This is a genomic window from Kitasatospora sp. NPDC059571 (genome assembly GCF_042735675.1).
GTDB lineage: Bacteria > Actinomycetota > Actinomycetes > Streptomycetales > Streptomycetaceae > Kitasatospora.
Map to the genome: position 1 here is coordinate 1 of NZ_JBHWBW010000206.1, position 12688 is coordinate 12688.

The 12688-nt window shown below is 73.2% G+C and carries 14 protein-coding genes; 8 read left to right on the forward strand and 6 right to left on the reverse strand.

What is annotated here, in order from left to right; all coding sequences use genetic code 11:
- Nucleotides 1–217: 217 nt before the first annotated feature.
- From ACFV0G_RS22115 to ACFV0G_RS22135, 5 genes are all read left to right on the forward strand, one after another.
- Nucleotides 218–1882, forward strand: coding sequence for an ABC transporter ATP-binding protein (locus tag ACFV0G_RS22115; RefSeq protein WP_380550444.1), 1665 nt, complete (start codon nt 218–220; stop codon nt 1880–1882).
- A 3-nt stretch (nt 1883–1885) separates the two neighbouring features.
- The gene (locus ACFV0G_RS22120; protein WP_380550406.1) at nt 1886–3037 is read left to right on the forward strand and encodes an ABC transporter permease; all 1152 of its coding nucleotides are present in this window, start codon (nt 1886–1888) and stop codon (nt 3035–3037) included.
- Nucleotides 3034–4299 (forward strand): ABC transporter permease, encoded by a 1266-nt coding sequence (locus tag ACFV0G_RS22125; protein ID WP_380550409.1) that lies wholly within the window; start codon nt 3034–3036, stop codon nt 4297–4299. Before ACFV0G_RS22120 ends, ACFV0G_RS22125 begins: the two co-directional genes overlap by 4 nt.
- Before the next feature lie 2 nt (nt 4300–4301).
- Nucleotides 4302–4691 (forward strand): cytidine deaminase, encoded by a 390-nt coding sequence (locus ACFV0G_RS22130; protein ID WP_380550412.1) that lies wholly within the window; start codon nt 4302–4304, stop codon nt 4689–4691.
- A gap of 124 nt (nt 4692–4815) precedes the next feature.
- The gene (locus tag ACFV0G_RS22135; RefSeq protein ID WP_380550415.1) at nt 4816–6093 is read left to right on the forward strand and encodes a thymidine phosphorylase; all 1278 of its coding nucleotides are present in this window, start codon (nt 4816–4818) and stop codon (nt 6091–6093) included.
- A gap of 35 nt (nt 6094–6128) precedes the next feature.
- Here ACFV0G_RS22135 and ACFV0G_RS22140 read toward each other — a convergent pair whose 3' ends face one another.
- From ACFV0G_RS22140 to ACFV0G_RS22155, 4 genes are all read right to left on the reverse strand, one after another.
- Nucleotides 6129–6422 (reverse strand): Uma2 family endonuclease, encoded by a 294-nt coding sequence (locus ACFV0G_RS22140; protein ID WP_380550418.1) that lies wholly within the window; start codon nt 6420–6422, stop codon nt 6129–6131.
- A complete protein-coding gene (locus ACFV0G_RS22145; RefSeq protein ID WP_380550421.1) occupies nt 6422–6682 on the reverse strand; it encodes a hypothetical protein in 261 nt (86 codons plus the stop codon). Before ACFV0G_RS22145 ends, ACFV0G_RS22140 begins: the two co-directional genes overlap by 1 nt.
- Nucleotides 6679–7368 carry an alpha/beta fold hydrolase gene (locus ACFV0G_RS22150; protein WP_380550424.1) on the reverse strand — a complete coding sequence of 230 codons (690 nt, stop codon included), beginning with the start codon at nt 7366–7368 and terminating at the stop codon, nt 6679–6681. The genes ACFV0G_RS22145 and ACFV0G_RS22150 overlap by 4 nt, the downstream gene beginning before the upstream one ends.
- 260 nt (nt 7369–7628) lie before the next feature.
- On the reverse strand, nt 7629–8918 hold the full coding sequence (locus tag ACFV0G_RS22155; RefSeq protein ID WP_380550427.1) for an MFS transporter: 1290 nt from the start codon (nt 8916–8918) through the stop codon (nt 7629–7631).
- Nucleotides 8919–8981: 63 nt separating this feature from the next.
- On the opposite strand from ACFV0G_RS22155, the gene ACFV0G_RS22160 reads away from it, so the two are divergent.
- A complete protein-coding gene (locus ACFV0G_RS22160; RefSeq protein WP_380550430.1) occupies nt 8982–9938 on the forward strand; it encodes a LysR family transcriptional regulator in 957 nt (318 codons plus the stop codon).
- Nucleotides 9939–9967: 29 nt separating this feature from the next.
- Here the strand turns inward: ACFV0G_RS22160 and ACFV0G_RS22165 are convergent, their stop codons facing one another.
- Both ACFV0G_RS22165 and ACFV0G_RS22170 read right to left on the reverse strand, forming a co-directional pair.
- Nucleotides 9968–10372, reverse strand: coding sequence for an SRPBCC domain-containing protein (locus ACFV0G_RS22165; RefSeq protein ID WP_380550433.1), 405 nt, complete (start codon nt 10370–10372; stop codon nt 9968–9970).
- Nucleotides 10369–10680: an ArsR/SmtB family transcription factor gene (locus ACFV0G_RS22170; RefSeq protein WP_380550436.1), complete on the reverse strand. Its 312-nt coding sequence runs from the start codon at nt 10678–10680 to the stop codon at nt 10369–10371. The genes ACFV0G_RS22165 and ACFV0G_RS22170 overlap by 4 nt, the downstream gene beginning before the upstream one ends.
- Nucleotides 10681–10805: 125 nt before the next feature.
- On the opposite strand from ACFV0G_RS22170, the gene ACFV0G_RS22175 reads away from it, so the two are divergent.
- A complete protein-coding gene (locus ACFV0G_RS22175) occupies nt 10806–11951 on the forward strand; it encodes an adenosine deaminase (protein WP_380550439.1) in 1146 nt (381 codons plus the stop codon).
- Nucleotides 11952–12191: 240 nt separating this feature from the next.
- Nucleotides 12192–12638: a hypothetical protein gene (locus ACFV0G_RS22180; protein ID WP_380550441.1), complete on the forward strand. Its 447-nt coding sequence runs from the start codon at nt 12192–12194 to the stop codon at nt 12636–12638.
- The last annotated feature ends 50 nt before the right edge of the window (nt 12639–12688 follow it).

Genomic DNA, 12688 nt, shown 5'->3' on the forward strand with positions numbered 1-12688 from the left:
GGCGCGTAACGACGCGCCCGCCGGGCCCCTCCTGTTCCTCCCTCAGGATCGCGGCACCGAGCCCGATCCCGGCACTCCGGCGCAACGGCGCGCACGACGACCACAGGAGATCGCCATCACCGGTTCCGATCCCGCCCCCCACACGGGCGGCACCCCCAGCGCGGGGACGGCGACACCGGCCGTCGAACTGCGCGGCATCACCAAGCGCTTCCCCGGCGTGGTGGCCAACCACGACATCGACATCACCGTGCGACGCGGCACCGTGCACGCCCTCATGGGCGAGAACGGCGCCGGCAAGTCCACCCTGATGAAGATCCTCTACGGCATGCAGAAGCCCGACGAGGGCACCATCGCCATCAACGGCGAGCAGGTCGTGTTCCACACCCCGGGCGACGCCATCGAGCGCGGCATCGGCATGGTGCACCAGCACTTCATGCTGGCCGACAACCTCACCGTCTGGGAGAACGTCGTCCTCGGCGGCGAGAAGATCCACGGCATCGGCGCCAAGGCCAAGGCGAAGATCAAGGAGCTCTCCGACCAGTACGGCCTCGGCGTGCGGCCGGACGTCCTCGTCGAGGACCTCGGCGTCGCCGACCGCCAGCGCGTCGAGATCCTCAAGGTGCTCTACCGCGGCGCCACGATCCTCATCCTGGACGAGCCCACCGCCGTGCTGGTGCCCCAGGAGGTGGACGCCCTCTTCGAGAACCTGCGGGAGCTCAAGGCCGAGGGCGTCACCGTCATCTTCATCTCGCACAAGCTGCACGAGGTGCTCGCCGTCGCCGACGCGATCAGCGTCATCCGCCGCGGCACCACGGTCGGCGACGCCGACCCGAAGACCGTCACCGCCCGGCAGCTCGCCGAGATGATGGTCGGCGCCGAACTGCCCTCCCCGGAGAGCCGCGCCTCCACCGTCACCGAGACGGAGATGCTGCGCGCCGACGGCCTGCGGATCGCCAAGCCCGACGCCGAGGGCATCGAGCGCGTCGTCCTCGACGACATCTCGCTGCGCATCCGCAAGGGCGAGATCCTCGGCATCGCCGGCGTCGAGGGCAACGGCCAGGCCGAACTGGTCGAGGCCATCATGGGCATGATCCCGCTGGACGCCGGCACGGTGACCCTGGACGGCACGGACATCACCGACCGGCTGACCCGGGCCCGCCGCGAGGCCGGCATCGGCTACATCCCCGAGGACCGGCACCGGCACGGCCTGCTGCTGGAGGCCCCGCTCTGGGAGAACCGGATCCTCGGCCACGTCAGCGAGACGCCGAACTCCAAGGGCTTCCTGCTCGACCCGGCCGGCGCCCGCAAGGACACCCAGCGGATCGTCGAGGAGTACGACGTCCGCACCCCCGGCATCGAGGTCACCGCGGCCTCGCTCTCCGGCGGCAACCAGCAGAAGCTGATCATCGGCCGCGAGATGAGCCACAACCCCAAGCTGCTGATCGCGGCGCACCCGACCCGCGGTGTGGACGTCGGCGCCCAGGCGCAGATCTGGGAGCAGATCCGCTCCGCGCAGCGCGAGGGCCTGGCCGTCCTGCTGATCTCCGCCGACCTGGACGAGCTGATCGGCCTGTCCGACGCCATCCGGGTCATCTACCGCGGCCGCCTGGTCGCCGACGCCGACCCGGCCACCGTCACCGCCGAGGACCTCGGCACCGCGATGACCGGTGCCGCGGCCGGCCACATCGAGTCCGCGCCCGAGGCCGTCGCCGAGGAGCGGGCCGTTGCCGCGGAGGGCACCGAGGCCGAGGAGGCCGCTGCCGAGGCCGCCGGCACCACCGACGGGACCACCGGGTCCGCCGACACCGCCGACACCGCCGACACCGCCGAGTCCCCGGAGTCCGCCGAGTCCGGCGGCGACGACACGCAGGCGGGGGAGTAATCCATGACCAGTCCCAACCCCGCCAAGCGCTCGTTCGCCTCGCGGTTCGACGGCGAGAAGATCCTGCTCGCCCTGGCCGCCCCGGTGCTGGCCGTCCTGCTCTCGGTGGCGATCTGCTCCGTGCTGCTGGCGGTCTCCGGCAAGAACCCGTTCGACGCGTTCGACGTGATGATCCGGTACGGCACCGCCTCCGACGGCCAGGTGCTGACGCTGAACCGCGCCACGGTGTACTACCTGGCCGCCGCGGCCGCCGCGTTCGGCTTCCGGATGAACCTGTTCAACATCGGCGTCGACGGCCAGTACAAGCTCGGCGTGCTGTTCGCCGCGTTCGTCGGCAGCCAGGTCGACCTGCCGGCGGTGCTGCAGATCCCGCTGCTGCTGGTCACCGCGATGCTGGTCGGCGGCCTGTGGGCGTCCATCGCCGGCCTGCTGAAGGTCTACCGCGGCGTCAGCGAGGTCATCTCGACCATCATGCTGAACGCCATCGCCACCGCGGTGGTCGGCCTGCTGCTCGTCCCCGGCCGCTTCGCCCCGGAGAAGAGCGCCACCAGCAACAGCATCCAGACCAACCCGATCTCGGAGTCCAGCCACTTCTTCTCGATCGAGACGGCCGGCGGCACCCTCTGGGGCTTCATCTTCATCGCCGTCCTGGTCGGTGTGCTGTTCCAGTTCACCCTGACCCGCACCCGGTTCGGCTTCGACCTGCGGGCCACCGGCCGCTCGGAGACCGCCGCCACCGCGTCCGGCGTGAACGTCCGCAAGATGGTGATCACCAGCATGGTGGTCTCCGGCGCCATCGCCGGTCTGATCGGCCTGCCCGAGCTCACCCAGAGCTCGTACTACTTCGGCCAGAACATCCAGCCCGGCCTCGGTTTCATCGGCATCTCGGTCGCCCTGCTCGGTCGGAACTCGCCGATCGGCATCGCGTTCTCCGCCCTGCTGTTCGCCTTCCTGGACGTCGCCGGGACCCAGCTGCCGCTGCAGGGGGACTTCCCGCAGGAGATCGTCCAGGTCATGCAGGGCACCATCGTCATCTGCGTCGTCGTCGCCTACGAGCTGGTGCGCCGCTACGGCCTCAAGCGCCAGCAGCAGAAGGTCGGCGCCGAGCTCGCCGCCCAGGCCGCCGCGGCCGCCAAGAAGGAGGTCTCGGCGTGAGCACCGCTGTCAATGCGAAGCCGAAGACGCCGGCCGCGCCGGCGAAGAAGGGACGGGTCTCGGTACCCGTCGTGCTGCTGCTGATCGCCCTCGCCCTGGTGCTGTTCTCCGCCGTCGGCGCGGTGACCGGCAACCACGGCCTCACCTCGTCCGGCCAGGTCGCCGCGGCGCTCGGCTCCGCCGTGCCGATCGCGATGGCCGGCCTCGGCGGTCTGTGGGCCGAGCGCTCCGGCGTGGTCAACATCGGCCTCGAGGGCATGATGGTCGCCGGCACGTTCTGCGGAGCCTGGGGCGGCTTCCTGGTCAGCCCCTGGTTCGGCCTGGTCGCCGGCATGATCGGCGGCGCCCTCGGCGGCCTGCTGCACGCCCTGGTGACCGTGACCTTCGGCGTCGACCACATCGTCTCCGGCGTCGGCATCAACCTGCTGATCCCCGGCATCTGCGCGTACGTCAACCGGATCTACTACAAGGACTACGTTGCCGACGGCGCGGGCGCCAACCAGTCCCCGCCGGCGGACTCGCTGCCGCTGATCACCGTTCCCGGCCTGTCGCCCTGGCTGTCGAGCATCGAGAAGCACCACTGGTTCCTGGTCTCCGACGTGGCCGGTCTGATCGGCGGCCTGGTGACCAACCTGTCGGTCGTCATCGTGATCGCCGCGGTGCTGATCGTGGCCAGCTACTTCCTGCTCTGGCGCACGGTGTTCGGCCTGCGGCTGCGCTCCTGCGGCGAGAACCCGACCGCCGCCGAGTCGCTGGGCGTCAACGTCTACAAGTACAAGTACATCGCGGTCATCGCCTCGGGTGCCTTCGCCGGCCTCGCCGGCGCGTACCTCTCGCTGGTCGCGGCGCACTTCTACAAGGACGGTCAGACGCAGGGCCGAGGCTTCATCGGCCTCGCCGCGATGATCTTCGGCAACTGGATGCCGGGCGGCCTCGCGATCGGCTCGGGCCTGTTCGGCTTCACCGACAGCCTCCAGCTGCGCGACGCCGACTCGGTCCACGTCCTGCTGCTCACCGTCGCCCTGATCATGGGCCTGCTGGCCATGTGGCACGGCTACCGCCGCAAGTACACCACCGCGGTGATCAGCCTGGTGGTCGGCGGCGCGCTCGGCCTCTGGTACGCCACCACCGACTCGGTGGAGCGCCCGCTGATCGTCGCCACGCCGTACGTGATCACGCTCGTCGTGCTCTCGCTGGCGTCGCAGCGCCTGCGGCCGCCGAAGGCCGACGGCCAGATCTACCGCAAGGGCCAGGGCAAGTGACGATGGCTCCGGCACCCGACTGGGAGGTCCTGCGGGCAGCTGCCCGCGAGGCCATGACCCACGCGTACGCGCCGTACAGCAAGTTCCCGGTCGGCGCCGCGGCGCTGGTCGAGGACGGCCGGATCGTCACCGGCTGCAACGTGGAGAACGCCTCGTACGGGCTCGGCCTGTGTGCCGAGTGCGGGCTGGTCTCCGCGCTGCACGCCAGTGGCGGCGGCCGGCTGACCGCCTTCACCTGCGTGGACGGCGGCGGCACCCTGCTGATGCCGTGCGGCCGCTGCCGCCAGCTGCTGTACGAGCACGGCGGACCGGAGCTGCTGGTGGACCTGCCGTCCGGGGTGAAGACCATGGACGAGGTCCTGCCCGACGCGTTCGGGCCGGAGCGGCTCTAGCAGCTGTCGTTGTTACGCGCGTAGAGTGTCGCGGGGAGGCCCTGGCCGGGCCCCTCCGCGGCACTCTACGCATTCCCGCACCCGAAGCACCGAGTACCTGCACCGAGCACCTCTGGGAGAACCCATGGACGCCCCCTCCGTCATCAGGACCAAGCGTGACCGCGGAGAGCTGACCGACAGCCAGATCGACTGGGTGATCGACGCCTACACCCGCGGCGAGGTCGCCGACGAGCAGATGTCCGCCCTCGCTATGGCGATCCTGCTGAACGGCATGAACCTGCGCGAGATCAGCCGCTGGACCGACGCGATGATCCGCTCGGGCGTCCGGATGGACTTCTCCGCGCTCGGTGTGCCCACCTCCGACAAGCACTCCACCGGCGGCGTCGGCGACAAGATCACCCTGCCGCTGGCCCCGCTGGTCGCCGCCTGCGGCGCCGCCGTCCCGCAGCTCTCCGGCCGCGGCCTCGGCCACACCGGCGGCACCCTCGACAAGCTGGAGTCCATCCCCGGCTGGCGGGCGCTGCTCACCAACGACGAGATGATGCAGACCCTGCGCGACACCGGCGCGGTCATCTGTGCCGCCGGCGACGGCCTGGCCCCCGCCGACAAGAAGCTGTACGCGCTGCGCGACGTCACCGGCACCGTCGAGGCGATCCCGCTGATCGCCTCCTCGATCATGTCCAAGAAGATCGCCGAGGGCACCGGCGCGCTCGTCCTCGACGTGAAGGTCGGCTCCGGCGCCTTCATGAAGAACCTCGGCGACGCCCAGGAGCTCGCCCGCACCATGGTCGGCCTCGGCAAGGCGGCCGGCGTCAACACCGTCGCGCTGCTCACCGACATGTCCACCCCGCTCGGCCTCACCGCCGGCAACGCGCTGGAGGTCCGCGAGTCGGTCGAGGTGCTCGCCGGCGGCGGCCCGGCCGACGTCGTCGAGCTCACCCTGGCGCTGGCCCGCGAGATGCTCGACGCGGCCGGTGTGCACGGCAAGGACCCGGCCGACGCGCTGCGCGACGGCTCCGCGATGGACCACTGGCGCCGCATGATCGCCGCCCAGGGCGGCGACGTGGACGCGCCGCTGCCGGTCGCCCGCGAGCAGCACGTCATCGCCGCCCCGGCCTCCGGCGTGCTCACCGGGCTCGACGCCTACGCCGTCGGTGTCTGCGCCTGGCGGCTGGGCGCCGGCCGCGCCCGCAAGGAGGACCCGGTGCAGGCCGGCGCCGGCGTCGAGATGCACGCCAAGCCGGGCGACAAGGTCGTCGCGGGCCAGCCGCTGCTGACCCTGCACACCGACACCCCCGAGCGCTACGACTACGCGATCGAGGCGCTGGCCGGCGGCATCACCGTCGCTCCCGAGGGCACCGCCTTCACCGCGAACCCGATCGTCCTCGACCGGATCGCCTGACCACCGCCCCGGGGCTGCCGGCGCCCGCCTGCCCGTCAGGCGTACGTCAGCAGCCCCGAGGTGTCGATCCGCCACGGTCCGACCGTGACGGTGTCACCGAACGCGAACGGCCTCCGCGCGGCGTAGCCGGGTTCGTCGTGGACGATCCCGGTGCCCTTGCGGGGGTCGACCAGCAAGTGCAGCGGGATGCCCATGGCCGCGTAGTCGCGGACCTTGGCCTCGTAGTCGTTCTCGGGGTTGGACTTCGAGACGATCTCGACCACCAGGAGGACCTCGGGGGGGAGGACGGCGGGCTGCTCCCCCTCCAGCGTCTCCTCCGGGAAGACCATCAGGTCGGGGCAGCGCAGCCGGCCCAGGCCGACGTCCTCCAGATCGGCTCCGGGGTGGGCCAGATAGCCGGGATGGGTCGCGGGGAGTTGGCGTCCAGCTGGCGGGCGATTCTGAGCACTGCCAGTTCGTGGCGTTTCACCGGCGACATCATCAAGACGATCTCGCCGTTGGCGATCTCGACCTTCCCTATTCCCGGCACCTGCGGCAGCTGATCCGCGATCTCGCGCAACCGGGCGTACACAGCCGGATCGATGCTCATGTCCGGAGTGTATCCGCGGGTGCCGCGGCCAGGGTGATCCTCAGCAGGTCGTCGGGGGCCTCGCGCATCAGGTCGTGGCCGACCGGGAGGGCGTGCACCGTCCAGGCGGGGTCGGCGGACAGCCGCCGGTAGGTGGGCAGGAACGGGGAGCCCTCGAAGGCGGCCGCGTGGACGTACGTCCGGTTGGTGACGGCCTCGCCCGCGCCGGTCAGCCGGATCCGCTGGAGCAGGGTGCCGATCGGCTGCGGGGTGGTGCGCGGGTCGAGCGCCGGGTTCAGGCCCACCAGGGAGTGCCCGGTGCCCGCGGCGCCCTCCAGGTACCGGGTGCGCCACTCCTCGTTGCAGAGGTCGAAGGCCGATTCGCCGTCGCGCGGCACGAAGGCGTCGGCGTACACCAGCCCGGCGATCCGCGCGGGTGCCCGGTCGGCGGCGCCCGTGGCGACCATGCCGCCGTAGCTGTGGCCGACCAGCACGGCGTCCTCGATGCGGTGCAGCTCCAGGACGGCGAGGACGTCCTCGATGTGGGTGTCCAGGTTGACCTGGCCGGCCGCGTCGCGGCGGCGCTCGCCGAGGCCCGACAGCGTCAGCGCGTGCGCCCGGTGCCCGTGCGCCCGCAGGTCGCGGGCGAGCGGCTCGAACCACCAGCCGCCGTGCAGGGCGCCGGGGACGAGGACGAAGGTGGCCATGGCGGGCTCCGGTGGGTCGTGGTGGTTGGCTCGGAGCACAGCCTGGCGCCGCGCACCCGCCCCGGGGGGGCGGTGTGGGCGGCGGGCCGGCGGGCCGCCCCCGCGCCGCGGGGGGGGCAGGGGGGGGGCGGCGCCCCCCCCCCCCGGGGTGGCGTGGCTGGTGGGGGGGGTGGTGGGGGGGTGGGGCCCCCCCCGCCCGGGCGCCCACTCGCTGTTGTGTCAGCGTCCGGGCCCCCGGCGGTCCTGCGGACGGCCGCCGGTCAGCGTGCGGCGAGGGTGCGGCGCTGCACCACGGCCTGCCGGGTGGCGTAGAGGGTGACGCCGGCGGCGAGCGCCATGGCGGTGAGGCCGACCGCGGCTGCGCCGGACCAGCCGGTGGCGTGGTAGGCGTCGGCGCCGATCGTTCCGCCGAGGCTGTTCCCCAGGTAGTAGGCGATCAGGTAGAGCGCCGAGGCCTGGGCGCGCCCGCCGGTGGCCGTCCGGCCGACCGAGGAGGACGCGGTGGCGTGCCCGGCGAAGAACCCGGCGGTGATCAGGACCAGGCCGAGCAGGGCGGCGAGCAGGGAGCCGGCCAGCGAGAGCAGCAGGCCCGCCGCGGTGGTGCCGATGGCGGTGTAGAGGGTGCCGCGGCGGCCCAGCCGGCCGACCAGCTTCCCGGCGAAGGCCGAGGAGGCGGTGCCCACCAGGTACACCACGAAGATCGACGCGGCCACCGACTGCGGCAGGTCGAAGGGGGCGGCGGTGAGGCGGTAGCCGACGGTGTTGTAGACGGCGCCGAAGACCGCCATGAAGAGCAGGCCGAGGGCGTACAGCCGCAGCAGCAGCGGGTTGCGCAGGTGGGTCCCGACGGTCCGGGCCAGCGCGCGGGCGTCGACGGGCGCGGGCGTGAAGTTCCGGGCGGCCGGGATCAGCAGCCGGAAGACGAGCGCCGCCAGCAGGGCGAGCAGGGCCGAGACGGCCAGGCCCCAGCGCCAGCCCCAGGCGGCCGCCGCCCAGCCGGAGACCAGCCGTCCGCTCATCCCGCCGATCGAGTTGCCGGCCACGTACAGGCCCATCGCGGAGGCGAGCGCGCTCGGGTGGACCTCCTCGGCGAGGTACGCCATCGCGGTGGCCGGGAGCCCGGCGAGCGCCGCGCCCTGGACGGCCCGCAGCACCACCAGGGTGGTGAGGTCCGGGGCGAACGGGAGGGCGAGCGCCAGGACGGCGGCGGCCAGCGTCGAGGCCGTCATCACCGCGGTCCGGCCGTACCGGTCGGAGAGCGCGCTGGCCGGCAGCAGGGCGAGGGCCAGGCCCAGGGTGGCCGCCGAGGCCGTCCAGCTCGCCTGGCCCGGCGTCAGGTCGAGCCCGGCCGACAGGACCGGCAGCAGTCCCTGGGTGGAGTACAGCAGGACGAAGGTGGCCACACCGGCGGCGAAGAGGGCGAGGTTGGCGCGACGGAAGGCGCGGTCGCCGGGGCGGAGGCGGGGGTCGGTCGCGGCGGTGGACGGGGACGGCTGGGTGAGGGCATCCGGCAGTGCGGCTGTGGATGCCCCGGTACTGGCAGGCGACATGCCCCGAACCTAGGCCTGCGCGCTCTGATGCGTCCAATGCATGAATCGGCGAGAATCGATGCCATGGTGCATGACGAGAGCTCACAGCCGGGCCGGCTCGCCGAGCTCGGCCCGGACGCGGACGTGGTCCGCCTCACACCGCAGCTGGCGCAGTTCGCGGCGGTCGCCCGCCTGGAGCACGTCACCCGGGCCGCCCAGCTGCTCGGGATGCCCCAGCCGACGCTGTCGCGCGCGGTGGCCCGGCTGGAGGCCGAGCTCGGGGTGGACCTGCTGGCCCGTCAGGGCCGGGCCGTCCGGCTGACCCGGGCCGGCCGGCTGCTGCTCGGCTCGGTCGAGCGGGCGCTCGCCGAGCTGGAGCGCGGGGCGGACGCGGCCCGGGCCGAGGCGGACCCGGCGGCCGGGCGGGTCTCCTTCGGCTTTCTGCACACCATGGGGACGGAGGCGGTGCCCGCCCTGCTGCGCGGCTTCCGCGAGACCCACCCGCGGGTCCGCTTCCAGCTGGTCCAGGACTACGTCGCGGCGATGCTGGAGCGGACCAGGGCCGGCGAGCTCGACCTCTGCCTGGTCTCGCCGCTGCCGGACGACCCGGACCTGACCGCCCGTCCGCTGGACGAGCAGCGGCTGCACCTGGCCGTGCCGGCCGACCACCGGCTGGCCGCCCGGCGCCGGGTCCGGCTGGCCGAGGTCGCCGAGGAGCCGTTCGTGGCGGTGGAGGAGGGCTACGGGCTGCGGCTGATCACGGACGGGTTCTGTGCGGAGGCCGGCTTCGTGCCGCGGATCGCCTTCGAGGGGGAGGAGGTGGAGACGCTGCGCGGGCTGGTGGCCGCCGGGCTCGGGGTGGCGCTGCTGCCGCCCGCCGTGGTGCCCAGGCCCGGGGTGGTGGAGCTGGAGGTGACGGCGCCGCGCACCCGGCGGGCGATCGGCCTGGCCTGGGTGGCGGGCCGGCCGCTCACCCCGCCCGCGGCGGCCTTCCGCGACTTCGTGCTGTCCCGGCGGGGGCGGCTACTGGGCGGCCGCTGACCGGCGCGGCGCCGGGGGCCGCGGAGCGGTCAGCCGGCGAGCACGACCTCCAGCCGCCCCAGGACTCCGGGCCAGCCGCGGCCCATGCCGTCGAGGGCGGTGCGGCCCATCGGCGAGTCCAGGTCGAAGCCGGCGTGTTCGAGCAGCAGCCGGGTGCCGCGGCCCTCGGGGACGAGGCGCCAGGTGATCGTGGTGTCCAGGCTGCCCTCGGCGAAGGTGTACCGCAGCAGCCGCTCCTCCTCGACGGCGGTGACCTCGCACTGCTGACTGCCCCAGGGGCCCATGTCGAGCGCGAAGCGGTGCCCGACGACCGGCTTGACGTCGCCCGCCGCCCACCAGCGGGCCTGCAGCTCGGGGTCGGTGAGGGCGCGCCAGACGGCGGCCGGCGGGTGCGGCAGGAAGCGGTCGCAGCGGATCGTGTCGGGCTCGGTCACGGCTTCTCCTCGTCGAGCAGGTCGCTGAGGGCGCGCAGGCGGTCGCGCCAGTAGTGTTCGAACGGATGCAGCCAGTCCCCGACCTCGGCCAGCGGTGCCGCGTCGAGGTGGTAGTAGCGCTGCCGCCCGCGGGGCTCCTCGCGGACCAGCCCGGCCTGCCGGAGCACCTGGAGGTGCTCGGAGACGGCCGGCCGGCCGAGGTCGAAGCGGCCCGCGAGGTCGTTGACCGGGCGCGGGCCCTCCAGCAGGGCTGCGAGCAGGGCGCGCCGCACCGGGTTGGCGAGTGCGCCGAAGACGTCCGTTGCCATGCCGGAAGAATAGGTCGGAGATTTCCGACGCGTCAAGTGTCGGAAATCTCCGACATGACGACACCCGTGCCGAGACACGCGCGGATCGAGTAGGAATCTACGCGCGTAGGAGCTACACTCCGGCAATGGAGAAGCAGATCCCTGCCACCGCGGGCACCACAGGCCCCCGCATTCCCACTGCCGACCAGATCGCCCGTGCCCCGAAGGTGCTCCTGCACGACCACCTCGACGGCGGGCTGCGCTCGGAGACCGTCGTCGAACTCGCCGCCGCCTGCGGCTACGAGGGGCTCCCCACCACGGACCCGGTCAAGCTCGGCCACTGGTTCCGCGAGGCCGCCGACTCCGGCTCCCTGGTGCGCTACCTGGAGACCTTCGCGCACACCTGCGCCGTGATGCAGACCCGCGAGGCGCTGGTCAAGGTCGCCGCCGACTGCGCCGAGGACCTCGCCGCCGACGGCGTCGTCTACGCCGAGGTCCGCTACGCCCCCGAGCAGCACCTGGAGGCCGGCCTCACCCTGGACGAGGTCGTCGAGGCCGTCAACGAGGGCTTCCGGCTCGGCGAGGCCAACGCCCGCGCGGCCGGCCGCCGGATCCGCGTCGGCACCCTGCTCACCGCGATGCGGCACGCCGCCCGCTCGACCGAGATCGCCGAACTGGCCAACCGGTTCCGCGACCAGGGCGTGGTCGGCTTCGACATCGCCGGCGCCGAGGCGGGCCACCCGCCCACCCGGCACCAGGCCGCCTTCGACTACCTCAAGGGCGAGAACAACCACTTCACCATCCACGCGGGCGAGGCCTTCGGCCTGCCGTCGATCTGGGAGGCCCTGCAGTGCTGCGGCGCCGACCGGCTCGGCCACGGCGTCCGCATCGTCGACGACATCACCGTCGGCGAGGACGGCTCCGTGCAGCTCGGCCGCCTCGCCGCGTACGTCCGCGACAAGCGGGTCCCGTTGGAGATGTGCCCCACCTCCAACCTGCAGACCGGTGCGGCCGACTCCTACGGCGAGCACCCGATCGGGCTGCTGAGCCGGCTGAAGTTCCGGGTCACCGTCAACACCGACAACCGCCTGATGAGCGGCACCAGCATGAGCCGCGAGTTCGGGCACCTGGTCGAGGCGTTCGGCTACACCCTGGGCGACATGGAGTGGTTCACCGTGAACGCCATGAAGTCGGCGTTCCTGCCGTTCGACGAGCGCCTCGCGATGATCAACGACGTGATCAAGCCCGGCTACGCCGAGCTCAAGGCGGAGTGGCTGTTCGCCGGCGCGTGAGCCAAGTCGCCGACGGGCCGGGGCCGTTGGCGGCGCCGACCGCCGGGCGGGCGGGGGCCGTCGCCGGGGCCCCGGCCCGCCCGGCTGTGATCGTCGGACTAATCAGTCCTGTGGGTGACGCTCCGTTGATCCGCACGCGACGGCTTCACTACGGTGTGCCAGTCAATGCTGACCCGGTGTGACATCGGGGCGCCCCCGGGCGCCCGGCACGGGCACCGACGAGGACTCTGAGGACAACGCATGAAGCAGGCAACCCTGAAGGCCGCAAGCACCGCCGCTCTGGGAGTCGCGATCGCCGCAGCCGCCGCAGGCTCCGCCTCCGCCGCCGCCCCCGGCGGCCTCGGGCTCCCCACCAGCGCGCTCACCAACCCCGGTCTGACCAGCGCCGTTCCCGGCGCCGTGCAGAAGGTCCCCGGCGGCAACGAGGTCACCCAGACGGTGGGCACCCTCAACCCGGCGGTCGGCGAGAAGCTGACCCCGGCCGCCCCCGCCGCCCCGGCCGACGCCCCGGCCGCGGACGCGCCCGCCGCCGACGCCGCCCCGGCGATGGCCCCCGCCGCCGACCGCGCGCTGCCGCCCGTCCCGGGCGCGCAGGGTCTGGAGAAGACCCCGGTGGGCGGCGTGCTCGGCACGGTCAGCGGCCTCGGCGGCGCCACCGGCGGCGGCCTCCCCGGCATCGGCGGCTGACCTGCAGGTCCGCACACGGCGCAGGGCCTGTCTCTGTTAGACATCTGACT